The organism is Cupriavidus sp. UYPR2.512 (assembly GCF_000379565.1).
In the GTDB taxonomy this organism is placed as follows: domain Bacteria; phylum Pseudomonadota; class Gammaproteobacteria; order Burkholderiales; family Burkholderiaceae; genus Cupriavidus.
On record NZ_KB902931.1, the window covers coordinates 42,821 to 66,783 of the forward strand.

The window sequence follows — 23,963 nt, forward strand, 5'->3', positions numbered from 1 at the left end:
GGACAACTCCGGTGGGAAGCGGTTTTGGGGGAAAGCGGTTTAGACAGGCGGCCGTTCAGGCGGCCGCCAGGTTCATCGTGACCATCGCCGGTGCCGGCATGGCCGCAGTGGATACGTCTTCGTCGGGCACGGAATCGAGCAGCAGCTCGTCGGCTTCGGTGCCGTAGAGATCGCGCAGCATGCCGGGCGTGAGCGCGGCAGAGGGGCCGTCATAGACCACCTTGCCGTGGCGCAGCGCCACCACGCGAGGGCAGTAGCGCATGGCCACATCCACCTGGTGCAGCGACACCAGCACCGCGACCTTGCGCGTGCGGTTGATCTGCCTGAGCAGGGACATCACCCGGCGCGAGGATTCCGGGTCGAGCGAGGCGATCGGCTCGTCGGCCAGGATCACGCTGGCGTTCTGTACCAGCGTGCGGGCGATGGCGGCGCGCTGCTGCTGGCCGCCCGACAGCGTCGAGGCCCGTTGAAACGCATAGTCGTCTATACCAACCTGGGCAAGCGCATCGAGCCCGCCCTGGACTTCATCGGCCTTGAAGATGCGCAGCAGGCTGCGCCACTTGGGCACGCGCGCCAGCATGCCGACCAGCACGTTGGTGATGACCGGAAGACGGCCCACCAGGTTGAACTGCTGGAACACAAAGCCGATCTCGCCACGCACCTTGCGCACGTTGCGGGCCAGGCGGCCGTTGCGCTGCACATGGCGGCCGTTGACAAGGATTTCGCCAGCGCCGGCATCGCCCGTGATGAATCCCGCCACGTGGCGCAACAGCGTGGACTTGCCCGATCCCGATGCCCCCAGCAGGGCGACCATCTCGCCTGGCGCGATATGCAGCGTGACATCGTCAAGCGCCTTGCGGTCCGCGCGGAACGATTTGGAAAGCCCGCGGACTTCAATTGCGTGCGTCATGTCGACTCCCTGACTTGAATGACCTGCGCATTCTGGCCGGGGCGGATGACAGAACGATGACGTGAGCGGAAGGGGGTTGAAACCAGTTGGCAGCGCCGGCAGCCGTGCTGGCCGCCGGCGCCGGTGCGTCAGGTGCGCGTGATCGAGACGCCGCCGTCCACCAGCGACGCGGTGCCGGTGACGAAAGCCGAATCGTCCGATGCCAGGTACAGCACCGAGCGCGCCAGTTCTTCCGGCGTGGCCACGCGCTTGAGCGCATGCAGGTTGGTGATGAACGCCTGCGATTCCGCGGTGTCGTTCATGGTGCGATACATGTCCGTGTCCACGGCGCCCGGCAGGATCGCATTGACGCGGATGCCCTGCGGCCCATACTCAGCCGCGAGCGCCTGCGTCAGGCCGATCAGGCCGGACTTGCTTGCCGCATACGCGGCCACGCCGGGGAAGGCGACGGTGTAGCCAACGAAGGTCGATGTGAAGATCACCGAGCCGCCGCCGTCCTTCAGCATCTGTGCGACCTGGTGCTTGGCACCGAGGAATGCGCCGGTGAGATTGATGGCAAGGGTGTCGTTCCAGCCGTCTGCCGAAACCCCGGTGCTGGGCCCGCCCTCGCCGAGCGTGCCGGCGTTGTTAAAGGCAATATCCAGGCGGCCATAGCGCTCGACCGCCAGCTTCGCCAGCGCACTGGCGTATTCCTCGCGCCGCACATCGCCGGCGAGCGCCACCGCGTCGCCGCCGGCGTCACGGATCTGCGCCACCAGGCTGTCCAGTTCGGACTGGCGGCGGGCGCCGACTACCACCCTGGCGCCCTCGGCGGCAAACAGCAGTGCAGTGGCGCGGCCAATGCCGGCACTGGCGCCGGTAATGATGGCAACTTTCCCAGACAAGCGTCCCATGATCAATCTCCGGTCAGGCGCGGGAGGCAGCTTGCTGGTCCACAGCGCCGGTTTTTGCGGGTGGGCAGCGGGAACTCCCCCGCTGCCTCGTGAAACCAGTATGGGCAACGCGCGCGGTTCGCACTAGACTGAAGATCGCGGAACAACTTTCCGGATATGCCGAACAATGTTCAAGCTAGAAGGTGTCGCCAGCTTTGTCGCCGTGGTGGAGGCAGGCTCCATCAGCGAGGCCGCAAGGCGGCTCAACTTGTCCAAGTCCGTTGTCAGCGAACGCCTGGCCGAGCTTGAAAAGGCGATGGGTGCCAACCTGCTGCGCCGAACCACGCGGCGGCTGTCGCTGAGCGAGGACGGCGCCGCCTTTCTGGAGCGGGCCACGCGTATCCTGCATGAAGTGGAAGCCGCGGCTACCGATGTTGCCGAGCGGCGCGGCACCCTGGCCGGGTCGTTGCGGATTTCCGCGCCGGTCACATTTGGGCGGATGCACCTGGGGCCTGCCATCTATCCGTTCCTGGCCCGGCATCCGGAACTGGAGCTGAGCCTGGACCTGGACGACCGCCGCGTGGACGCGGCCACCGACAGCTATGACGCCGTGGTGCGGCACGGCCCGCTGGAGAACTCGCGCCTGGTGGCATGGCAGCTTGCCCCCAGCCGCCGCCTCCTGGTCGCATCCCCGGATTACCTCGCGCAGATGGGTGCGCCGGCAACGCTGGCGGATCTGCAGCAGCACCGTGGCATCTTCTACGCCAACCGCGGCGCGGCTGACTGGCGCCTGCAAGGCCCCGACGGCACCGAAATCGCCCGTGCCGCCGTTGCGCTGCGCGTCAACAACGGCGACATGATGCGCGATGCCGCCATCGCGGGAGTCGGCATCGCGTTGTTGCCGACCTTTATTGCCGGCGATGCCATCCGGCAGGGTGCGCTGGCCGTGATCGAGGTCGGCCTGCGGGCCGAGCCGGAATCCATCTATATCGCCCATCCGGAAGGCCGGCGGGTGTCGGCGCGGCTGCGCGCGTTTGCGGAGTGCGTGCGCACGGCCATCGGGAGTCCGCCGTACTGGGACGCATGGGTGCAGGCTCGCGGAGAGGGCGCGAAAACCTGATGCCACCTGCTGGCCGGGTTCCATGATCGCCGTGTGGCGACCCGCAAGGCTGGAAGATTGCCGCCCGCGTCGGTCGACCATCTTGGCCAGGTCGTCGTAGCGGCGCAGGCGGACCGCGGCAGCGGCGTGGCGGATAACAGAACGATGACGTGGCGCGGAAGTTTTCGCTGCTCAGCCCAGACTGCCGGCAAACCGCTCGGCCAGCCGTTCGCGTCGGAAGGCTTCCACCACGTAGTCAATGAACACGCGCGTCTTGGCCGGCAGCAGCGTACGTGTGGGGTAGTAGAGCGAGATCGCGCCCGCATCGGCGTACCAGCGCGGCAGCACGCGCACCAGTTCACCTCGCTCCAGCCAGGGCAGCACGTCGGGCACGGCGAGCAAGGCCACGCCAAGGCCCAGTAGCGCGGCTTCACGCATTGCAGCCGGATCGTTGACGACAATGTGCTCGGGCAGAGCGGTGGCGGCTTCCGTACCCCCGGCATCGCGCATTACCCAGTGGCGTGACCGCCCGGTGCGGGTGGAACGCATGACGATGCCATCCAGTGACGCAAGGCCGGCGGGAGTGGCGGGCAGCGTGCGTCCATGCAGGTAGGCAGGGGATGCCACGGCGACGATATGCGCCGGCGCCAGCGTGCGTGAAACCAGGCCGGGCGCGACCTCGAAGCCGCCGCCGATGGCGGCGTCGTAGCCCTCGGCGATCAGGTCGGCCGCACGGTTCTCGAAATGCCATTCGGGCCGGATGGCGGGGTAGCGTCGCAGGAAGTCGGGCAGCAGCGGCATCACATGGGTCACGCCGAACGTGGGCGCCAGGCTGACCTTGAGCACGCCGGCGGGCTCGCCCTGATCGCTGGCGGCGCCGGCGATCGCCGCCTGAAGCGCATCGAGGTTGCCGCCGATCGACGCCAGAAAGCGCTCGCCCGCCTCGGTCAGCGTCAGCTTGCGCGTGGAGCGCTGAAACAGCCGCACGCCCAGGTTGCGCTCGAGCATGGCCACGTTGCGGCTGACCGCCGCCGGCGTCAGCGCCAGGCGCCGGCCAGCCGCCGAGAAACTGCCGGTCTCCGCGCTGCGGACGAAGGATTCAAGGTTGGCGAGGGTCTCCATGCGTCAAGCTTATACCATCGCTTGAAAATCATTATAGTCATTACCGACTAATCCTAATGGAATCTGCCGCCCATACTCCGTTCACACCTTCACATTACGGAGTTCGACATGACTGCAAACCAAACCCTTCCGCTGGCTGGCAAGACCGCCCTGGTCACCGGTGGCTCGCGTTCGATCGGTGCCGCGATTGCGCGCCGTCTGGCAGCCGACGGCGCTGCCGTTGCTGTGACCTATAGCGCATCGGCGGACAAGGCCAGCGCCGTGGTCCGCGGCATCGAGATGGCGGGCGGGCGCGCGATGGCCATCGAAGCCGACGCCGGCAGCCCCGCAGCGGTCCGCGCCGCTGTAGCGGCGACGGTCAAGGCATTCGGCAGCCTCGATATCCTTGTCAACAACGCCGGACTCGGACTGGGCGGCGCCATCGAGGACATTGACTTCGACACTTACGAGCGCATGATCGCGGTCAACGTTACCGGCGTATTCGTGGCCACGCAGGAGGCAGTACGTCATATGCAGGCGGGCGGCCGCGTGATCCATATCGGTTCTTCGATGACGCGCTACGCTGCGTTCCCGACGGCGTCGTTGTACACGCTGACCAAGGGCGCGATCACTGGCTTCAACCGCAGCCTGGTGCGGGACCTCGGCCCCAAGGGCATCACCGTCAACACCGTGCATCCCGGCCCGACCGACACGGAAATGAATCCGGATGGCGGCCCGGTCAGCAAGATCGTCGGCCCCGGCATCGCCATCGGCCGCTATGGCCAGCCCGATGACATCGCGAACGTGGTCGCCTTCCTTGCCGGCCCGCAAGCGTCCTTCGTAACCGGCGCCGATATCGTGGCCGACGGCGGCTTCACGGCCTGAACGCGCACTGACCATAGCGGAGATCCACCATGACCGACAAGACCATTGGCATCATCGGCGCCGGCGCTATCGGCACGGCCTTTGCGCACACCCTGGCGCGCCACGGCATTCCGGCCGTGATCGCCAACAGCCGCGGCCCAGCCTCGCTGCTGGCGCTGGTGCAGGAGACCGGCCCCACCATCCGCGCCGGCACGCGCGAAGAGGCCGCAGCGCAGGACATCGTGCTGGCAGCGGTGAACTGGTCCCGGCTACCGCAGGCGCTGGCCGGCCTGCGGGATTTCGGCGGACGCATCGTCATCGACGCGAACAACCCGATCGAAGCGCCACTGTTCCGGCCTGCCGAACTGAACGGGCGGCTTTCCAGCGAGATTGTCGCCAGCATGGTTCCCGGCGCGCGCGTGGTGAAGGCGTTCAACCACCTGCAGCCGGGATTGCTATCGGGCAATCCGCGGCAGGACGGGGGCCAGCGGGTTCTGTTCTACTCAGGCGATGACGACAGCGCAAAGAGCGATGTGGCGGCGCTGATCGCGCGACTCGGCTTTTTTGGCATTGATCTTGGGCCGCTGGCCGTGGGTGGACGGCTGGTCCAGTTTCCCGGCGGTCCCTTGCCGGGGTTGAATCTGGTGAAAATGGGGTAAGCCGGGCAGGGCGCCAGAGCCTGACGCCATCCGCAGCGCACCCTGCGCTGATGTAATCTGTTGCCCTGCCCAGCGCCTTGTTTGCGCCGCTTGTTTGAGCTCGATCGCGCCTATGTCTGCGTGGCGGCGTAGCGCGTTTGTGGCGCAGGGCACGGTGCCGGCGTCGGTGGTAGCCGAGGCGATTGCGCGCTACGGCATCGACACGGAAATGCCTGCGCCGTCCTCGCTCTGATATCGCCTGGTTCACCCCGCAGGTCCGGCGCGGCGATTCGGTGCGAGATTCCACCTGCTCCGGCTGCGGCTGTTAAGCTTTATCCCTTTGCAGCCGCTCCAGTTGCGCGCCCGTGCCGCCATGGACCGGCGCCGCCCTCCAGCATGATTGCAAAGCGTCGGATATGAAACGGATTCCTGTTGCCCGCATCGCCACCATCGCCATGGCTTGCTGCCTCTTCGCGGCCAATGCCGGTGCCGCCGACAGTGTCGGCCAGCGCCAGGTCGAACGCGCTGTGAACGATGCCATCCGCCCCCTGATGGCGGCGCATGGCGTCCCCGGCATGGCCGTGGCCGTCACGGCCGGCGGCAAGCGCTACGTCTTCAACTACGGCGTCGCGGCGAAGGAGGGCGGGCGCAAGGTCGACGGCGACACGCTCTTCGAGATCGGCTCGGTCAGCAAGACCTTCACCGCGACGCTCGCGTCCTATGGACAGGCCCGCGGCGCCCTGTCTCTGGCCGACCCCGCCGGGAAATACCTGCCGGCGCTTGCGGGAAGCAGCCTGGGCGCGACCAGCCTGCTCGATCTTGGCACCTATGCAGCCGGCGGCCTGCCGCTGCAGTTTCCGGATGCGGTCACCGATACGAAGACGATGGTCGACTATTTCCGGGGCTGGCGCCCCAGGTATGCCGCCGGCACCCATCGCCAGTATTCAAATCCGAGCATTGGCTTGTTCGGCTACCTGGCGGCCAGCAGCATGGGCCAGCCCTTCGACGACCTGATGGAGAAAACGCTGTTCCCGGCGCTTGGCCTGGCTCACACCTACATCAGGGTGCCGAAAGCGCGCATGGGCGACTACGCCTATGGCTATTCGAAAGACGGCAAGCCGGTCCGCGTGACGCCCGGCGTGCTGGATGCCGAAGCCTACGGCGTGAAAACCACGGCGGCCGACATGATCCGCTTTGTCGAAGCCAATATCGACAGCGCCGGCCTGGACGACAAGCTGCAGCGTGCCATTGCCGGGACGCACACCGGGTACTTCAAGGTCGGCGACATGGTTCAGGGGCTGGGCTGGGAAATGTACGCCTGGCCCACCCGGGTCGACAGCGTGCTGGCCGGCAGCGCACCGCAGGTTGTGCTCGAGGCGAACCAGGTGAGCCGGCTGGTGCCGCCGCTGGCAGCGCCCGCCAATGTGCTGGTCAACAAGACCGGCTCGACCAATGGCTTTGGCGCCTACGTGGTCTTTGTGCCGGCGAAGCGGATTGGCATCGTGATGCTGGCGAACAAGAACTTCCCGGTACCGGAGCGGGTAAAGGCAGCATTTCGGATACTGGCGGCCCTGGACGGGGCGCCGGGAGGGGTGGATACCCGATAAGGGGAGGGTGGGGCTGCATCCGCATTGCAGCCCTGTCCAGCGGCTGGTCCGTAAAAAAACCAGGTCGCCATGGAATAGTCCGCGCCCCCCATGTGTATACGCAGGTAATCCCTGGCCGCCGGCAAACGCCAGGCCCGGAAGAAAGGAGACCCCGCAAATGCAATGGAGAACCCCACGCAATGGCGTCGGCACTGCGGCACGCATCGTGCCGGCGCTGTTCCTATGGGCTGCAAGCTTTGCCGCGCCAGCCCAGGATGCCCACCGGCACCACCAAGCCACCCCGGGGCAGGCACCGCCGCCCTTTGTCGCCAGCACCGCAAAACCATTCTCCGGCCTGATGGGTGACGCCATGGCCGTGATGGATCACGGCATGGCGCAGGCAGCCATGAACGGCATCCCCGACCACGACTTTGTCACCATGATGATTCCGCACCACCAGGGCGCGATCGACATGGCCAAGGCGCTGTTGCTGTATGGAAAGGATCCAGAACTACGCAATCTTGCCCAGGCCATCATCACCGAGCAGCAAAACGAGATCCGCCTCATGCAAGCCTGGCTCCATCGCAGCCAGGCCAGGGCACCTGGCGCCGCCAATCCTCGCTAACCGGCGGACCTACACCGCCCGCATCCGGACCGAATCATGAAAAGACATGCCCTTATCCTTGCCGTGGCCGCGCCTCTCGCAGTCGCCGCGCCGCAGCCACAGGATCGTGTTTATACCGCTGACCAGAACAGCAACACCGTTTCAGTGATCAATCCGGCGAGCAACACATTGCTTGGGCAGATCCGCCTTGGCAACGCGCGGCCGGACGTGCTGTCGCCGCTTTACAAGGGCGAGCTCAATGTCCACGGCCTTGGCTTCTCGCCTGACCATCGGACCCTGATCGCGATCTCGAACGGCTCGAATTCCGTCGCGTTCATCGATACCGCAACCAACAAGGTCAAGGGCATTGCCTATATCGGCCGCTCACCGCATGAAGGCTTCTTTACCGCTGACGGCAAAGAGGCATGGGTGGTCGTGCGCGGCGAGGACTATATCTCCGTCATCGATCCGGTGAGGTTCCGGGAAACCCGCCGCATCCAGACCACGGCAGGGCCTGGCATGGTGCTGTTCCATCCCGCGGGCAAGCTCGCCTTCGTGGTATCCAGCTTCAACCCCGTGGTGGATGTCATCGATGTCAGGACACACAAGGTGGTCAAGCGGCTCAATGTCACCAGCCCGTTTTCACCATTCCTGCAATTCACGCCGGACTTCAGGGAAGTGTGGATGACGCACAAGGACGTGGGCAAGGTCACCCGCATCGACACCGAAAGGCTGGAAGTGAAGGGCGTCTTCGACGCCGGCTTCATCACCAATCACCTTGCCTTTGCCAGGACCGCGCGCGGCACGGTCGCCTATGTGACAGTGGGCGGGGAAAACGTGGTAAAGGTATTCACCACCGAGGCTGAACCGCGGCTGGCCGCGACCATTCCGGTCGGCGCGCTGCCGCACGGCATCTGGGCTGCCGACGACAGTTCACGCATTTATGTCGGCCTGGAAAACGGCGACGCTGTCGACGTGATCGACACCGCAACGAACCAGGTCATGACCCGCGTGCCGGTGGGCCAGGCGCCGCAGGCACTGGTCTATGTCTCCAACGCCGTGCCAGGCGGCGACGGGACCGCGAACCTTGTGCAGAGAGCGAACACCGATCCGGTCAACATTGCCCTTAAACCAGTCCGTGGCGATGCCAGGGGCTTTGTGGTTGCGCGCAATCTCGGTGTTGTCGACGCGTTGGAGGTATCCCTGTTCAAGCTGAAGCCGCAAACCACCTACAGCGTCTATGTCACAGGACAGGCCACACCCGTGGCAAGCTTCCGTACCAATGCGGCCGGCATGGCCAACGGCACCGCCATTGGCCCGCTGCGCGAAGTCGTGACGACGCTTTCGCCAAAGACCGCCACCCCGGCGAAGCTGATCGTCATGGAGGGCGATGCGGCGGCGGATCCGGCGACGGCGGTGTTGGTGAGCGTGCCGTGAGCTGAGCCTGGCGACCCCGGTGGCGGATGCCCGGCTAGAGCGCCAGGATCCATCCGCCCAGCGCCGCGCCGGCCACCACCAGCACAGGGGACACGCGGCCGTAGACGAGCAGGCCGAAGGCCGCCAGCGCCAGGCCGAAATCCGCCTTCGAGTGAATCGCGCTGGTCCATACGGGGTCGTACAGCGCGGCGGCCAATACGCCAACGACGGACGCATTGATGCCACCCATCGCGCTCTGCACCCCATCGCGCTGGCGCAGGCTTTCCCAAAACGGCAATGCGCCGGCCACCAACAGAAACGCCGGCGCAAAGATCGCGAGCAGCAGTACCAGCGCGCCCACCCATCCACCCAACGGCGCGGGCGACAGCGCCCCGAGGAACGCGGCAAAGGTGAACAGGGGACCCGGAACGGCTTGTGCTGCACCGTAGCCCGCCAGGAATGCATCATTGCCGACCCAGCCAGGCGGCACCACGCCAGCCTGCAGCAGCGGCAGTACGACATGCCCACCCCCGAAAACCAGCGCTCCGGCCTGGTAGAAGACAGACACGGCCGACACCGCCATGGAACCGGTCATTGCGGCAAGGGCCGGGAGCAGCACCAGCAGCACGCCGAACAACGCGAGAAGCAAAACGCCCGCCCGACGACTCACACCGTAGTTGAGATGCTGGGCAGGAGGCAGATGGTTCAGCTGCAACGTCCGGTGCGCAACCAGGCCACCCAGCACAATGGCAGCAACCTGGCCCGCCGCACCTGGCACCGCGAGGACCAGAAGCGCGGCCAGGACCGCGATGCCCGCGCGCAGCCGGTCCGGACACAGCGACCTGGCCATGCCCCATACCGCCTGTGCGACTACCGCCACGGCCGCCACCTTCAGGCCGTGAACTGCCCCGGAATCCGCAACGCCGGACCAGCGCGCAACGCCAAAAGCAAACAGGACGAGTACCATCGCAGAGGGCAGGGTAAAGCCCGCCCAGGCGGCCAGCGCCCCAAGCCAGCCTGCCCGCTGCAGCCCCAGCGCCATGCCAACCTGGCTGCTGGCAGGCCCCGGCAGGAACTGACATAGCGCGACCAGGTCCGAGTAGCTCTTGTCGTCCAGCCAGCGGCGGCGCTCCACGAATTCGGTGCGGAAGTAACCCAGGTGCGCGACCGGGCCGCCGAACGAAGTCAGGCCAAGTTTCAGGAACGCACGAAGAACTTCTGGAACTGTGCCGCGTGTTGCTGCGTCAGCGGCGCGGTTTGTGTCCTGGGCGGGGTTGGGGGGCATCGGCGGTTTTCTCGGGTAAGGTTTCATCGACCGCCATGCTAGCTTCAAAGGCACGCCCAGTGGCTGTATCGGCCATCGTTGTCGAACTCCAATACTGTATCTCGGCAAATTGCTGGAGAGAGCACATTCTGATCTGGCTGGAACCGGACATTACAACTTTGCCGCTACACTAACAGTTCGCATAATAAGTGTTATGTCAAATCACGGAGGTTCCGTCGCTGCTACAGCCGCGCGGGCCCGTGCCGGAGAGCTTGCCGCCGGACCGGCGTTTTGATATGGAAGATCTAAATTTGGATCTGTGTTCCAATCTCGATTACGCGATTTGGCGGTATGTTGAAGTACTCGCCCGCATTGCCGGCGTTCTTGCTCATTGTTGCAAACAGGCGCTCTCGCCAAAATGCCATCCCACTGGCGATCCCGGCTACCGGAATGATTGTCTCGCGGCTCAGGAAGAACGAAGTCTCCATCATGTTGAATCCGAGATCCGATACTCGCGGCAGCATGTTTAGCGCCTGCGAGACGTCCGGCCGGTTCATGAAGCCGAAGCTCAACGTGATCCGATAGCAATCGTGACCGAGCGGTTCGATGGCCAAACTCTCGCCCAATGGTACCCAGGGCACATCCTTCATTTTCGCGGTAAGGAACAGGATGCGCTCATGCAGGACTTTGTTGTGGTTAAGGTTATGCATCAATGCGTGCGGCACGACATCCGATGTCGGTGTGAGGAATACCGCTGTCCCGGATACGCGCGACGGAGGCGCACGGAACAGGGAGTCGAGGAAGGACTTGAGCGACAAGTCGGTACTCTGAAGTCGTCCGAGCAGGACCTGGCGGCCGCGTAGCCATGTCAGCATCACGACGAACATCCCGGTGCCGATAAGCAACGGGAACCAGCCTCCCTCAGCCACTTTCAACAGGCTCGAGGAGAGGAACGCTACGTCTACGACGACGAAGAAGCTGGTGGCGAAGATGCTTAGCAACAGGGTGTATCCCCAGCCATAGCGGATCACAAAAAAGGTAAGGATGGTCGTTGCCAACATGGTCCCAGTGACCGCCACCCCATACGCCGAGGCCAGTTTCGAAGACGAGCCGAAGCCGGCCACGGCAGCCAAGACCGCCACCAGCAGTATGGCGTTGAGACTTGGGATGTAAATCTGCCCCATGGCCTTTTCGGATGTTTGCACGACCTGCATGCGCGGCAGGTAACCCAGCTGGATTGCCTGCTTAGTCAGCGAGTAGGCGCCCGATATCGTCGCCTGCGAAGCGATCACGGTTGCCGCGGTGGCGAGTGCCACCATTGAATACAGTGCCCAGGAGGGATAAAGGAGATAGAAGGGATTTTCGACCGCTTTCGCATTGACGGCGAGCAGCGCGCCCTGTCCTAGGTAATTGAGCGCAAGCGCTGGAAACACCAACCCGAACCACGCCAGCCGTATCGGGCCACTGCCAAAATGCCCCATGTCGGCATAGAGCGCTTCGGCCCCCGTGAACGCAAGCAGCACGGCTCCCAGTACGGCGAACGAGGCGAAGCCGTGCTGCGTGACGAAGCCGAATGCATGCAGTGGATTGAGTGCGCCAAGGATGGCAGGATGCTGGACGATGCCGTGGATGCCTGCGGCGGCCAGGGCGAGGAACCACAACACCGTGATAGGGCCGAACAGCGCACCGATCTTGGCGGTACCATGCCGTTGGGCCAGGAATAGCACGATCAACACGCCCATTGATACCGGTAGGACGTAAGGCTTCAGCGCCGTTGTGCCCACCTCGAGTCCTTCGACGGCGGAGAGGACCGAGATGGCTGGCGTCAGCACGGCATCCCCGTAGAACAGCGCGGCGCCGAACAGGCCAATGAGCACGACCGGCACGGGGGAGCGCCCCACCTTTTTCACGGATGATAAGGCAAGAGCGAGCAGCGCCATGATGCCACCTTCGCCCCTGTTGTTGGCTCGCATGATGAGTATCACGTACTTGAGCGAGACGACGACCATCAGCGCCCAGAAGATCGCGGAGATACCGCCAAGTATGTTTTCGGGGGACAATGGGATCCCATGCGCGGGATTGAACGTTTCTTTGACCGCATATAGTGGGCTGGTACCAATATCACCGTAGACGACGCCCAGCGCAGCAAGCGTGAGCGCTGCGCGGGAATGCTCCAGGTGCGAGCCGCTCGGCGTTTCGGGATTGTTTGCATGGGCATCCACAATGGCTCCTCCTGACTATTGACACACTTCGCGTCTGAACAGGCCTTTCTCAGTCGCGAACGCGCTGCAGCGAATTCTTCCTGACCCACCGTCGACCGTGTCCTATTGGCTTGGATCCATGAGTTCAGTCCAGGCCAATCAGCCTGTAGCCCACCCCGAGTTCTGTAATGAAGTGGCGGGGTGTTGCGGGGTCGATTTCAAGTTTTTGGCGCAGGTTGCCCATATAGATTCGCAAATAGTGGCCACGCTCCAGGGCGTTCGGTCCCCACACCTCGACCAGCAAGTGACGATGCGTCAGTACGCGGCCGTGCCCCTTGATGAGGGCTGCCAGCAGGCGGTACTCGATGGGCGTCAGTCGTACCAGTTCACCCTGACGTCTCACCTCTCGCTTGGCCAGGTCCACCGTGACTTCACCAAAGCTCACCACTACGGTGTGATCGCCGCCGGTTCCCGCGGCACTGCGGCGCAACTGCGCCCTGACCCGAGCGAGTAACTCCGGCACGCCAAAGGGCTTCACCAGATAGTCGTCGGCGCCTGCGTCCAGCGCTGCCACTTTTTCCTCCTCGCGGTCACGGGCCGACAGCACAATGATGGGGGCGAGGGTCCAGCCGCGCAGCTCCGAGATTAGTTCGCGGCCATCGCGGTCAGGCAGGCCAAGATCCACGATAAACAACTCGGGTTGCCGGCTGGCCGCCTCGATCAGCGCGCGTGCCACGGTTTCCGCCTCGAATGCAACAAAGCCCTCGCCTTCCAGCGACGTGCAGACGAAACGGCGGATATCGGTATCGTCTTCAACGACCAAAATGCGGGCGGCGGTTTTCATCATGGCGCGCGTTGGCGAGGTGGACTTGCGTGTTTAAGGCTCAGTCTCGACTACAGTTGGTGGGGTGGCGCGTGGCAGCGTGAAGACGAAGCGGGCGCCGCCCTCCCTGCGTCGCTCGGCGTGCATGCTGCCACCGTGAGCCTCGACGATAGCGCGGCAAATGGCCAGGCCGAGACCAACGCCGGGTGTGGAAGATTCGTTTTCACCCCGCTCGAACTTGCCGAAGAGTTGTTCCTCGCGCCCCGCCGGCAAGCCAGGGCCGTTGTCCTCCACGGTCACTCGGAGAGTATCGTCACCGGCCATGGCCGAAACGACCACCTCGCTACCGGGCGGGGTGTACTTGGCGGCGTTCTCCAACAAATTCACCAGTACCCGTTCGATCAGCACGGGGTCGAACTCGCACAGCGGCAGATCCGGCGGGACGCGGCTACTGACACGGTGGCCGACCAGCACCGAATCCAGTTGGCGCCGCGCCGAGCCGAGCACCTCCTCCAGCGACTGCCAATCACTCTTGGGCTTGATTGCGCCGGACTGCAGCCGTGCCATATCGAGCAGCTTCCCCACGAGCTCAGCGGTAGCCTTGGCCTTGTCCCGCATAGCCACGGTCAATTCCCGCTTGGCCTCGGCGGTCAACCGGTTCCGTGTCAAGGTATCGGCCAGTCCCACCAGCGCTGTCAGCGGCGTGCGCAGGTCGTGCGAGACTGCCGCCAGCAGGCTATTGCGCAGGCGCTCGCGCTCCATATTGACCAATGCGTCCTGTGCCACCTCGACAAAGTGCACCCGTTCCAGGGCCAAGGCGATCTGGGCGGCGCAGGCGTCAAGCAAATGCATGTCTTCGGGCGTATCGAATAGGGCCACGTCGGCGGGCTGGATGACCAGCACGCCACGGGTGCGAATCGGCGCCTTCAGGGGCAGGTACCGCGCCGGCGTTGACGGCAGTGTGTTGGTGCCCTCGCCGGCCGATCGCTGATGATCGTAAACCCACTGCGCCACGCTATTGTCGGTGACAGCCAGCGAAGCCGCCTCGGGCGCGTCGTGCGGTTCGCGCACGCGCTCCTGGCTGTCGGGCAGCAGCACGGCCGATTTGGCTTGGAACACGGCGTCGATCCGGTCGATCGCGATGCCAACGATTTGCTCGGTGGTCAATGCTGCCGAAAGTTGCTGCGCCAGCCCGGCCAGTTCGCCGGCACGCCGTTCGCGTAGCCGTGCGATCTTGGCCTCGAAGCGCAACTGGGCAGCCAACTGGCCGATCACCAGTGCCACCACGAGCATCAAAGCAAAGGTGAAAAAGTATTGGGTGTCGTTGACGGTGAGGGTCAGCTTGGGCGGAACGAAGAAGAAGTCGAAGGCCAGCACCGACAACATGGCTGCCAGCGCGCCAGGACCACGTCCGTAGCGGATGGAAATCCCCACCACTGCAAGCAGGAACACCATCACCACATTGGCCAGATCAAACACCGACAAGAGACCGGCTGCCAGCACCGTGGTGACTGCCACGATGGCGGCGGCCGCGCCGTGTCCGCGCCAGTCCAGCCGACCAAGCGAAGCGCGCCGCTCATCCGGCGGCGGCGCCGTTTCATCGATGCCCACCAGATAAAGATCCAGCTCGGCCGCCCGTTCCGCAATCCGGTCGGCCAGGCCTGGCAGCAACTTGCGCCGCCAACCTGGCCTGAGCCGATGACCGATCACCAGTTTGCCGGCATTGCGGCTTTTGGCATAGGCCACTAGCGTGGTGGCGGCATCGCTGCCGGCCAGCGTGGCAGTCTCAGCGCCCATGTCCTCAGCAAGCTTGAGCAAGCTCAGTACGCGCTCGCGGCCTGCGGGTGGCAGTCGCTGCAGTGCCGGCGTCTCGACATACGCGGCGATCCAGTCGGCCTGCAGCTTGGCCGCGAGCCGGGCGGCGGCGCGCACGAGCTTTTCGCCGCTCTGGCCGGGGCCGACGCAGACCACCAGACGCTCCTTCGCCTGCCAGACGCTGGAGATGGCCCGGTCAGCGCGATAGGCCCGCATCTGCGCATCGACCCGGTCCGCAGTGCGACGCAGCGCCAACTCCCGCAGCGCGATCAGATTGCCCTTACGGAAGAAGTTCCGTGCCGCCCGTTCGGCCGTGTCAGCAAGATAGACCTTGCCGGCAGCAAGCCGAATAAGGAGTTCGTCAGGCGGCAGGTCGACCAGCGTCACCTCATCGGCGGAATCGAACACGCGGTCGGGTACCGTTTCTCGCACACGCACGCCGGTGATCGAGCCGACCACGTCGTTGAGGCTTTCGAGGTGCTGCACGTTGAGCGTGGTGTAGACGTCAATACCAGCCGACAGCAGCTCCTCCACGTCCTGCCAGCGCTTCTGGTGACGGCTTCCTTCGACGTTCGAGTGCGCCAACTCGTCGACCACGATCAGGGACGGTCTTAGTGCCAGCGCCGCGTCGAGGTCGAATTCAGGGAGCAGCCGGCCGCGGTAGGCGATCTTGCGCAACGGCAGTATGGACACCCCCTCGAGCAGCACGGCCGTCTCCTCGCGGCCGTGCGTTTCCACCGCACCAATCACCAGGTCAACCCCGTCAGCCTGTTTCTGCCGACTGGCCTGCAGCATGGCGTAGGTCTTGCCGACGCCCGCGCAGGCGCCGAAGAATATCTTCAGCTTGCCGCGTGCAGCGGCCTGCTCTTCCTCCTTGATCGCTTCCAGCAGGCGATCAGGATCGGGGCGTCCGGCGTTCATGGTCGATCTATCCCGTCCAGCAACGGCTCGCAAGGCCCGAAGACTCGCATTCCTCCGCCGACGGGAAGGCGCGGGTCATGACTCGTCGAGCGCTAGATTCAATTTGAGCACATTCACGGTGCTGTCGCCAAAAATTCCCCAACTTGGGCCCTCGCGATACTGCTCGACCAACTGCTTGACCTTGGCGGGTGGCATGCCGCGGGCCATGGCGACACGATCGACCTGATAGTAGGCTGCCGCCGGCGAGATGTGCGGGTCAAGCCCCGAGGCGGAGGCTGTCACCAGGTCAGCCGGCACCGGGCCGGCCTGGTCTGGATGAGCGGCACGGACCGCCTCCACGCGAGCCTTGACCGCATCGACCAGGGCCGGATTTGTCGGGCCAAAGTTCGAGCCGCCGGACGCTGCGGCATTGTTCGGCATCGGCGCCGTGGCCGACGGCCGGCTCCAGAAGTAGCCCTTGCCGCTGAAGGCCTGGCCGATCAACTCGCTGCCGACCACCGCGTTGCCGCGCTGAATCAGGCTGCCCGCCGCCTGATGCGGGAACAGTAGCCTCGCCACGCCAGTGACGGCAGCCGGATAGAGCAGACCGGTCAAGGCGCTCAACAGCAGGAACAGCGACACGGCCGGTCGTATCAGCGTTTTCATGATTGGAGGTCCTTGAATCCCGTTTCAACCTCTGGCGAGCCTGCCGCCATCTACGCGACGCCGATGAGTCCCAGTACCAGATCGATTAGCTTGATACCGACGAATGGCACAACCAGGCCGCCCAAGCCGTAGACCAGCAGGTTGCGCCGTAGCAATGCGCCCGCGCCCAACGCGCGGTACTTCACCCCTCTCAGCGCCAGCGGGATCAGGGCAATAATGACGACGGCGTTGAAGATGACTGCCGACAGGATGGCCGAAGCCGGGCTGTAGAGGTGCATCACGTCCAGCACCTCCAGTTGCGGGTACGTAACCGCAAACGCGGCGGGGATGATGGCGAAGTACTTGGCGACGTCATTGGCCACCGAGAATGTAGTCAGTGCGCCGCGCGTCATCAGCATCTGCTTGCCGGTCTCGACGATCTCGATCAGCTTGGTGGGGTTGCTGTCAAGGTCGACCATATTGCCGGCCTCCTTGGCGGCCTGTGTCCCGCTGTTCATCGCCACCGCCACGTCTGCCTGCGCCAGCGCGGGAGCGTCGTTGGTGCCGTCGCCGGTCATTGCCACCAGCCTGCCTTCGGTCTGATGGTTGCGAATCAGCATGAGCTTGTCTTCCGGCCTGGCCTCGGCAAGGAAGTCATCGACACCGGCCTCGGCGGCGATGGCGGCTGCGGTCAGGCGGTTATCGCCAGTGATCATCACCGTCTTGATGCCCATCACGCGCAGTTCGGCAAAGCGCTCCTTGATGCCGCCTTTGACGATGTCTTTTAGTTCGACCACGCCCATCACCCGCTGGCCATCGACTACCACCAGAGGGGTGCCTCCGCGGCGACCGACCTGGTCAACCAGGTCGGTCACGCCCTGCGGAAAGTGGCCGCCTATGGCTTCCACGTGGGCTTTGACGGCGTCGGCAGAACCCTTGCGGATCGGCCGTTCGCCGATATCGACGCCGGACATGCGGGTCTGGGCGGTGAAGTGGATAAAGTTGGCGTCGTGTAGCTCCCGCCCGCGCAGGGCGAATTTTTCCTTGGCCAGCACCACGATGGAGCGACCTTCCGGCGTTTCATCGGCAAGCGACGCCATCTGCGCGACATCGGCGAGCTCGCTTTCAGTGACGCCCGGTGCCGGCAGGAATGCGCTAGCCTGGCGGTTACCAAGGGTGATGGTGCCAGTCTTGTCCAACAACAGTACGTCAACGTCGCCGGCGGCCTCTACGGCGCGGCCAGATGTCGCGATCACATTGGCCTGCATCATGCGGCTCATGCCGGCCACGCCGATGGCGGAGAGCAGGCCACCGATGGTAGTCGGGATCAGGCAGACCAGCAGCGCTATCAGCACCGTGATGCTGACGGGGCTGCCGGTACCTGCCGCGTTCACGCTGTAGAGCGAAAACGGCAGCAGCGTAACGGTGGCCATCAGGAACACCAGTGTCAGGGCGACCAGCAGGATCGTGAGGGCGATCTCGTTGGGTGTCTTCTTGCGCTTGGCACCTTCCACCATGGCGATCATGCGGTCAAGGAAGGCTTCGCCCGGGTTGGCGCTGACGCGAGCGATCAGCCAGTCGCTCAGTACGCGGGTGCCGCCGGTGATGGCCGAGAAGTCTCCGCCGGATTCGCGGATAACCGGCGCCGATTCACCGGTGATGGCTGATTCGTCCACCGAGGCGACGCCTTCCAGCACCTCGGCGTCGGCCGGCACGAAGTCACCCGCCTCGATCAATACGAGGTCTCCCCGACGCAGGCTGGCCGAGTCCGTTACCGTGATCGTGGCTTCACGCTGGGGACGGTCGAGCTTCTTGACCATGAGGTTTCTGCGGCTATGGCGCAGCGTGGCAGCCTGCGCCTTGCCGCGGCCTTCGGCCAGCGCTTCGGCGAAATTGGCAAACAGCACAGTGAACCAAAGCCACGCCGAGATGGCAAGGATGAAGCCGGCCGGCGCCTCCCCTTGGCCCCTGACTGCCTGGATGCCGAGCAGAGTAGTCATCACGCTGCCGACCCAGACCACGAACATGACGGGGTTACGGAACTGAGCGCGCGGCGAGAGCTTACGAAACGATTCCGCAATGGCCGGCTTGACCAGTGCGGGGTCGAACAACGGCAGCGTCTGCGCGGTGTGGGCGCCAGCTCTTTGAATAGTCTGCGGGTGCAGCTCCGGTTTTGTCGTATCGTTCATGTCTGGTGTCCTAATGCGCGAACAATTGCAGGTGTTCGACCATGGGACCCAACGCCAGGGCTGGAATATAGGTGAGCGCGCCGACCATCATCACCGTGCCGACCAGCAAGAGAACAAATAGCGCCCCATGTGTTGGCATGGTGCCGCTCGATACGGCCAGCCGAGGTTTTCTGGCCAGGCTGCCGGCAATGGCAAGCACCGCCACGATAGGAACGAAGCGGCCGAACCACATTGCCAGCGCTAGCCAGAAATTGTAGTAAGGCGTGTTGACGCCCAATCCGGCAAACGCCGACCCATTGTTATTGGCAGCGGAGGAAAAGGCATATAGCACTTCGGAGAAGCCGTGTGCGCCCGGGTTCAGGATGCCCGCCAGGCCAGCCTTGGCCAGCACCGAAACCGCGGTTCCACCGAGCACCAATAGCGGGGTGATCAGGATCGCAGCCGACACCATCTTCATTTCATAGGCTTCGATCTTCTTGCCAAGGTATTCTGGCGTGCGTCCGATCATCAGGCCCGCGAGGAACACCGTCAGGATAGCGAAGATCAACATCCCGTACAGGCCCGAGCCGACCCCGCCGAATACGACTTCGCCGAGTTGCATTTGCAGCATCGGCGCGAGCCCTCCCAGTGGCATCAGGCTGTCATGCATCGTGTTCACCGCACCGCAGCTTGCCGCCGTTGTAATGGTGGCGAACAGGCTGGACGCGGTAATGCCGAAGCGAATCTCTTTGCCTTCAAGGTTACCGGCTGTGCCATCAACGCCGAGCCGGGTCAGCAGCGGGTTGGCTTGCATCTCGGACCACTGCACCATGGCGAACATGGCAACGAAGATCACGGTCATGGCGGCGACTATCGCCACTCCCTGGCGCATATCGCCGACCATAGCGCCGAACATGAAGCACAGTGCGGCCGGGACCAGGAAAATCGCCAGCATCTCCATGAAATTGGTGGCGCCGTTCGGATTCTCATAGGGATGAGCCGAGTTGGCGTTGAAGAAGCCGCCACCATTGGTACCCACCATCTTGATCGCTTCCTGCGAGGCCACTGGCCCCATGGCGATGGTCTGCTTGTCGGTCTTCAGATTCTCCATGACCGGCTTTCCAACGGCATCCACCATGGGCTGACCATTGGCGTCGAGCTTTTGCTGCGGGTAGGCGAGCGGCTGGATCAGCTTGACATCCCGGTAGCCATCCAGGTTTTGGATTACCCCCTGGCCGACCAGGAACAAAGCCAGCAGGAAAGAAAGCGGCAACAGCACGTAGCATGTGGCGCGACCGAGATCAAGCCAGGCATTACCGATGCCGGCGGTCGAACGGCGCGCGAAGCCCCGGACCAACGCCACCACCACCGCAATCGCCGTGGCAACTGAAAGGAAGTTCTGAACCGTCAGCGCCAACATCTGGGTCAAATAACTCATGGTGCTTTCGCCGCCATAGCCCTGCCAGTTGGTGTTCGTGGTGAAGGAGACGGCGGTGTTGAAGGCCGAGCCGGCTTCGACCCCCGTCATGCCGGCCGGATTGAGCGGCAGCCCGCCTTGCAAGCGTTGCAGCGCATAGACGGCGATCGTACCGAGCAGATTGAAGAGCACAATGGCCATGGCGTATCGGTACCACGGCATATCTTCGTCCGCGTTGGTGCCGATCAATCTGCAGATGCCCCGCTCGAAGGCCCCGAGCCAACCGTAACGGGCGCTCAGTTGACCATCCATGACCGAACTCAGGTAACGGCCCAACGGCCAAGCCAGCGTGAAGAGCGCAGCCAGGTAGAGGCCGACCTGGACGAAAGGAGACGCGTTCACGCCACCTCCTCCGCGTTGAACAGCGCGTAGAGCAGGTATACGAACAGGCCAAGGGACACGCCCCCTGCCAGCCAGTAAAGCAGCTCAGCGTTGCTCATCAGCGCGACGCTCCAGCCGGCGGCAGGCGGCAATCAGCGCCCATAGCGCCGCACCAAAGACCGCGATGGATAACGCAACCAGCATGTCCATGAAATGGCTCCGTGGCATGGGGGCGGATAAATGGAAGGTAGAAAAATTCATGTAAAGAACGTATCAAGACCATGGCCGGTGGCGTAAAAATTGTGTAAACAACAGGTGTCACCCACCAGAGTCTGATCCGCTTGCAGGGATTCGAGCGCAGCCGTACCTGCCCGAAGAAAAGTGCGCTAGGCTTATCTCCTCGATCGCCCCCATACAGCGTACCGGTTAGGCCGGTAGTGAGTACCTTCGACTCAACGCATTGGCGAGCAGGGTCAGGGACGACGACACAGCCGCAAGCGATGCGTCGTGTCGCGCCAGTTCGACTGGGATCTTGCGGTGATGGATGGCCCGTTGGACGACATGGACGGCCTCGCCGCGGTTCAATGCGTGCTGCATCTCACGGCGGAAGGCGGGAATGGTGAAATAGTCGATCAGGAAGAGTAGGCCGGGGCGGTCACTGACGCGCTTCGGTGCGGCGGCACGTGGGCAGCCCGTCTACGAAGCCGGCGTACATCTCGGCCGGCTGTTTCGCACGATGCTATCGCGATAGGACCAAAGACCCGCTGTATCCGGCGCCAAAACGCATGGAATACAAGGCTCAGCTCCCAGCCATAAGGCGGAAGGCTATACGCGCCTCCGCGGCTGGAACCAAAAGCAAAAGCCCCGCGCAGATGGCTCCGGCGGGGCTTGGACGAATGTGGTTGCGGGGGCAGGACTTGAACCTGCGACCTTCGGGTTATGAGCCCGACGAGCTGCCAACTGCTCCACCCCGCGGGGCGAACTATACGCTGGTTGGCGGCACCTGAATACCCCTTCCCCCAAAAAACTGTGCAGATTGCTGCGCGGGCCTGCTCGGGCCGTCCACATTCTGGCACTGGCTTCCGGAAGCTCGACGGCCACCGGCTTGCGCTCGTTACCATAGGTATCGAGCAGCCCTGGACCCGCCCTGCCCTTGATGACGCAGGCCAGCTTCCATGCCAGGTTGTGCGCGTCGGCAGCGCCTGTGTTCAGCCCGAGTCCGCCTGAGGGCGGAAAGCGATGCGCGGCATCGCCCACGAGGAAGGCCCCGTAAATCCGCGCGAAGGTGTCTGGCGGGGAGCCGGGAGGCCCCATGTCGACCAGTTTGATGGGATTGGCCGGCCATGCCGTTGTGCGTTGGCGGCGTGCCACGGCAGGAGGCCGGCGGCCGCAAATGCACCAGCGGTGCAGGCGAGAAACTTTCGACGCGTCGTGCTCATGGTGCCACCGGTCAGCGCATTGCGGGAATGACGGGCAGAAGCAGGAATGACGGATACTTCCCGCCCGTGTGAACGGTGGTCTGGCCGGCGAATCGTTCAGACCTGCGGTCCTCGGGGTGATCGTGCAGCAGCACCGACGAGCCGCGCATCGACTTGCCATAAATCTGTGGGTAGGGTCCAGGCAGGTCGTGCTCGAAGTCCGAGCTGCCGACAGTCAACACCAGCCGGTAGCCCTTCGGGAAGACGAAGCACATTGGCCAGATCTCGACCTGCAACTCGTAGATCTCGTTCGGTTCTAGAAGTTGGATCTCCTGATGCGTGTGCACGGGCTGATACGGCCTAGAGGCTTGAGCATCGAGCTTTCGGTGCGACGCTCTAAGCCAGCCTTGCCCGAGAGGTGCGTTGGATTCAACCGCCCCCAAGATCAGGTGCTCCTTGCCGTCGGGAGCGAAAGCCCGCAGCGTCAGGAACAGGTCCGCATCCCGGGCTGTCGTGGAGATCCAGAGCGTGGCAGCCAGCGGGCCGGTCACCTCGGTGTCGCGCTCGAACGGTGCAGTGCTGAAGCTCACCTTGCCTGCCATGCCGTCAAACGAGAGGCGCGAAACTGTCCCGGTTGGCTCCGATCGCAGGGTCTGTGCGCCAGCGTCCAGGTACATGGGCGTCCAGACGGTGCGCGCCAATGGCCATTCATACTCGTCGCGCTCCACGAAACGATCCACGTGGCGCACCTGCATCTTGATGGGCGGCTGCCGGTCCCAGCCGTTGTCCTCGCCCTTCAAGAAGTAATCGAAGAACCGCTTCTGTAGCGCCACGCCGTAGTCCGTATAGAACTCCGTCCAATGCTCGAGCCCGTGCAATTCGAGCCATTTCTGCTTCGAGCCGGCCCACAGGTAGCCTTGGACATTGCCGCGCAGGTGCAGGCCATGGCCACCCCAGTTGCCGCAGGAAAGCACCGGTACCTCGATCGCACCCAGGTCCGCACGGCGGCCGTCGAAGTAACTATCCGTGATGAGCTCCGCGCTCAACTGCGTCGCGTTGATATCGACGCGATTGGCGAGCAATTCCCCGTCGCTGAGCTCTGCCGGTCCGGAGATCGGCAACCCATTGTTGGGGTTCACACCCGCGCGCCGCCCCAGACCGTGCTGCACGGCTTCCACCTGCTTCGGATACCAGGCCACCATGAACGTGTTGAGGATGCCGCCGTGCCGGCAGGCGTCGCGATAGTAGTCGGAGAACCCCTCGAACGGGCAGATCGCGGCCAGATGCGGAGGACGTTTCGCCGCCACCAGCCATTGGGTGGCGCCGTAGTAGGAAACGCCGGCGAGGCCGACCTTGCCGTTGCTCCACGGTTGTTTCGCTGCCCATTCAATGCACTCGTAGAAGTCCTGCGCCTCGCGCGGCGAGAAGCAATCGATGACACCCGGCGAGCGGCCAGCGCCGCGCGAGTCCACGCGAATGCAGATGTAACCAAACGGCACCCATCTCTCCGGATCCGCGGTTTCCCAGTTCGCGTACTTGCCGCTGCTGCCCTTCAGAATTTCCGGGTGCTTAGTCGTGAGTGATTGCCATTGTGCGGGGAATCCCACCTGGAATGGCAGGCCCTTGGCGTACGGTCCGTAGGACATCAATATGGGGTAGTGTCCTTCCTCTTTCGGGCGAAAAACGTCGGCCCGAACTACCAAACCATCGTCCATGGGGATTTCAACGTCCCAATCGATTTGCATGTCTGTCTCCTGATCGGTTTATCTTGTAAGCGGCTAAAACTTGTGGCGCATGCCAAGCGCAAAGCTGGTGCCACTTCCCTTTCCGGGGACCTTGTC

18 protein-coding genes, 1 tRNA gene and 2 pseudogenes are annotated in these 23,963 nt (G+C 64.0%); 6 read left to right on the plus strand and 15 right to left on the minus strand.

The annotated features are described in order from the left end of the window. Positions 1 to 55: 55 nt before the first annotated feature. Positions 56 to 910 carry a phosphonate ABC transporter ATP-binding protein gene (gene phnC, locus A3A5_RS0111855; RefSeq protein WP_010809359.1) on the minus strand — a complete coding sequence of 285 codons (855 nt, stop codon included), beginning with the start codon at positions 908 to 910 and terminating at the stop codon, positions 56 to 58. A gap of 128 nt (positions 911 to 1,038) precedes the next feature. Beyond that, a complete protein-coding gene (locus tag A3A5_RS0111860) occupies positions 1,039 to 1,803 on the minus strand; it encodes an SDR family oxidoreductase (RefSeq protein WP_018310789.1) in 765 nt (254 codons plus the stop codon). Positions 1,804 to 1,969: 166 nt separating this feature from the next. On the opposite strand from A3A5_RS0111860, the gene A3A5_RS0111865 reads away from it, so the two are divergent. Further along, positions 1,970 to 2,902, plus strand: a complete 933-nt coding sequence (locus A3A5_RS0111865) for a LysR family transcriptional regulator (protein WP_018310790.1) — start codon at positions 1,970 to 1,972, stop codon at positions 2,900 to 2,902. A gap of 171 nt (positions 2,903 to 3,073) precedes the next feature. Here A3A5_RS0111865 and A3A5_RS0111870 read toward each other — a convergent pair whose 3' ends face one another. Beyond that, on the minus strand, positions 3,074 to 4,003 hold the full coding sequence (locus tag A3A5_RS0111870; protein ID WP_018310791.1) for a LysR family transcriptional regulator: 930 nt from the start codon (positions 4,001 to 4,003) through the stop codon (positions 3,074 to 3,076). A 108-nt stretch (positions 4,004 to 4,111) separates the two neighbouring features. Here A3A5_RS0111870 and A3A5_RS0111875 point away from each other — a divergent pair, with 108 nt between their 5' ends. From A3A5_RS0111875 to A3A5_RS0111900, 5 genes are all read left to right on the plus strand, one after another. Beyond that, on the plus strand, positions 4,112 to 4,867 hold the full coding sequence (locus A3A5_RS0111875) for an SDR family NAD(P)-dependent oxidoreductase (RefSeq protein WP_018310792.1): 756 nt from the start codon (positions 4,112 to 4,114) through the stop codon (positions 4,865 to 4,867). Positions 4,868 to 4,896: 29 nt separating this feature from the next. Then, a complete protein-coding gene (locus A3A5_RS0111880) occupies positions 4,897 to 5,505 on the plus strand; it encodes an NADPH-dependent F420 reductase (protein ID WP_018310793.1) in 609 nt (202 codons plus the stop codon). Between the two features lie 395 nt (positions 5,506 to 5,900). Continuing rightward, positions 5,901 to 7,091, plus strand: coding sequence for a class C beta-lactamase (gene ampC, locus A3A5_RS0111890; RefSeq protein WP_018310795.1), 1,191 nt, complete (start codon positions 5,901 to 5,903; stop codon positions 7,089 to 7,091). A 157-nt stretch (positions 7,092 to 7,248) separates the two neighbouring features. Continuing rightward, positions 7,249 to 7,695, plus strand: coding sequence for a DUF305 domain-containing protein (locus A3A5_RS0111895; RefSeq protein ID WP_018310796.1), 447 nt, complete (start codon positions 7,249 to 7,251; stop codon positions 7,693 to 7,695). Positions 7,696 to 7,731: 36 nt separating this feature from the next. Continuing rightward, a complete protein-coding gene (locus tag A3A5_RS0111900; protein ID WP_026200689.1) occupies positions 7,732 to 9,111 on the plus strand; it encodes a YncE family protein in 1,380 nt (459 codons plus the stop codon). Between the two features lie 34 nt (positions 9,112 to 9,145). On the opposite strand, the gene chrA is transcribed toward A3A5_RS0111900, so the two are convergent. The 12 genes and pseudogenes from chrA to A3A5_RS0111955 all read right to left on the minus strand — a co-directional run bounded on the left by chrA (position 9,146) and on the right by A3A5_RS0111955 (position 23,867). Then, complete coding sequence (chrA, locus tag A3A5_RS0111905; protein ID WP_018310798.1) at positions 9,146 to 10,375, minus strand: chromate efflux transporter; 1,230 nt, start codon at positions 10,373 to 10,375, stop codon at positions 9,146 to 9,148. Positions 10,376 to 10,659: 284 nt separating this feature from the next. Next, positions 10,660 to 12,576 carry a potassium transporter Kup gene (locus tag A3A5_RS0111910; RefSeq protein ID WP_018310799.1) on the minus strand — a complete coding sequence of 639 codons (1,917 nt, stop codon included), beginning with the start codon at positions 12,574 to 12,576 and terminating at the stop codon, positions 10,660 to 10,662. Positions 12,577 to 12,700: 124 nt separating this feature from the next. Beyond that, entirely contained in the window at positions 12,701 to 13,402 is a 702-nt protein-coding gene (locus A3A5_RS0111915) for a response regulator (RefSeq protein WP_018310800.1), read from the minus strand. 30 nt (positions 13,403 to 13,432) lie between these two features. Further along, entirely contained in the window at positions 13,433 to 16,114 is a 2,682-nt protein-coding gene (locus tag A3A5_RS0111920; protein WP_018310801.1) for a DUF4118 domain-containing protein, read from the minus strand. 75 nt (positions 16,115 to 16,189) lie between these two features. Continuing rightward, entirely contained in the window at positions 16,190 to 16,759 is a 570-nt protein-coding gene (gene kdpC / locus A3A5_RS0111925; protein ID WP_018310802.1) for a potassium-transporting ATPase subunit KdpC, read from the minus strand. Between the two features lie 50 nt (positions 16,760 to 16,809). After that, complete coding sequence (gene kdpB / locus A3A5_RS0111930; RefSeq protein WP_018310803.1) at positions 16,810 to 18,849, minus strand: potassium-transporting ATPase subunit KdpB; 2,040 nt, start codon at positions 18,847 to 18,849, stop codon at positions 16,810 to 16,812. A gap of 88 nt (positions 18,850 to 18,937) precedes the next feature. Next, the gene (gene kdpA / locus A3A5_RS0111935; protein ID WP_018310804.1) at positions 18,938 to 20,725 is read right to left on the minus strand and encodes a potassium-transporting ATPase subunit KdpA; all 1,788 of its coding nucleotides are present in this window, start codon (positions 20,723 to 20,725) and stop codon (positions 18,938 to 18,940) included. Next, positions 20,722 to 20,823 carry a K(+)-transporting ATPase subunit F gene (gene kdpF / locus A3A5_RS40530; RefSeq protein WP_018310805.1) on the minus strand — a complete coding sequence of 34 codons (102 nt, stop codon included), beginning with the start codon at positions 20,821 to 20,823 and terminating at the stop codon, positions 20,722 to 20,724. The genes kdpA and kdpF overlap by 4 nt, the downstream gene beginning before the upstream one ends. Positions 20,824 to 21,157: 334 nt before the next feature. Then, positions 21,158 to 21,346, minus strand: a pseudogene (locus A3A5_RS41300) (Tn3 family transposase); the annotation flags it as partial. A 257-nt stretch (positions 21,347 to 21,603) separates the two neighbouring features. After that, positions 21,604 to 21,679: transfer RNA gene (locus A3A5_RS0111950), tRNA-Met, on the minus strand. Positions 21,680 to 21,802: 123 nt separating this feature from the next. Continuing rightward, positions 21,803 to 22,018 (minus strand): annotated as a pseudogene (locus tag A3A5_RS45635) (FAD-dependent monooxygenase); the annotation flags it as partial. A 136-nt stretch (positions 22,019 to 22,154) separates the two neighbouring features. Next, the gene (locus tag A3A5_RS0111955) at positions 22,155 to 23,867 is read right to left on the minus strand and encodes a CocE/NonD family hydrolase (RefSeq protein ID WP_018310807.1); all 1,713 of its coding nucleotides are present in this window, start codon (positions 23,865 to 23,867) and stop codon (positions 22,155 to 22,157) included. Positions 23,868 to 23,963: the final 96 nt, after the last annotated feature.

Bases quoted from the DNA above. Each gene is read 5' to 3' on its own strand.
- chrA (WP_018310798.1), bottom strand. From the start codon at position 10,375: ATGCCCCCCAACCCCGCCCAGGACACAAACCGCGCCGCTGACGCAGCA.
- A3A5_RS0111870 (WP_018310791.1), bottom strand. From the start codon at position 4,003: ATGGAGACCCTCGCCAACCTTGAATCCTTCGTCCGCAGCGCGGAGACC.
- kdpF (WP_018310805.1), bottom strand. From the start codon at position 20,823: ATGAGCAACGCTGAGCTGCTTTACTGGCTGGCAGGGGGCGTGTCCCTT.
- A3A5_RS0111900 (WP_026200689.1), top strand. From the start codon at position 7,732: ATGAAAAGACATGCCCTTATCCTTGCCGTGGCCGCGCCTCTCGCAGTC.
- phnC (WP_010809359.1), bottom strand. From the start codon at position 910: ATGACGCACGCAATTGAAGTCCGCGGGCTTTCCAAATCGTTCCGCGCG.
- A3A5_RS0111880 (WP_018310793.1), top strand. From the start codon at position 4,897: ATGACCGACAAGACCATTGGCATCATCGGCGCCGGCGCTATCGGCACG.
- ampC (WP_018310795.1), top strand. From the start codon at position 5,901: ATGAAACGGATTCCTGTTGCCCGCATCGCCACCATCGCCATGGCTTGC.
- A3A5_RS0111915 (WP_018310800.1), bottom strand. From the start codon at position 13,402: ATGATGAAAACCGCCGCCCGCATTTTGGTCGTTGAAGACGATACCGAT.
- A3A5_RS0111920 (WP_018310801.1), bottom strand. From the start codon at position 16,114: ATGAACGCCGGACGCCCCGATCCTGATCGCCTGCTGGAAGCGATCAAG.
- A3A5_RS0111895 (WP_018310796.1), top strand. From the start codon at position 7,249: ATGCAATGGAGAACCCCACGCAATGGCGTCGGCACTGCGGCACGCATC.
- A3A5_RS0111865 (WP_018310790.1), top strand. From the start codon at position 1,970: ATGTTCAAGCTAGAAGGTGTCGCCAGCTTTGTCGCCGTGGTGGAGGCA.
- A3A5_RS0111860 (WP_018310789.1), bottom strand. From the start codon at position 1,803: ATGGGACGCTTGTCTGGGAAAGTTGCCATCATTACCGGCGCCAGTGCC.
- A3A5_RS0111955 (WP_018310807.1), bottom strand. From the start codon at position 23,867: ATGCAAATCGATTGGGACGTTGAAATCCCCATGGACGATGGTTTGGTA.
- A3A5_RS0111875 (WP_018310792.1), top strand. From the start codon at position 4,112: ATGACTGCAAACCAAACCCTTCCGCTGGCTGGCAAGACCGCCCTGGTC.
- kdpC (WP_018310802.1), bottom strand. From the start codon at position 16,759: ATGAAAACGCTGATACGACCGGCCGTGTCGCTGTTCCTGCTGTTGAGC.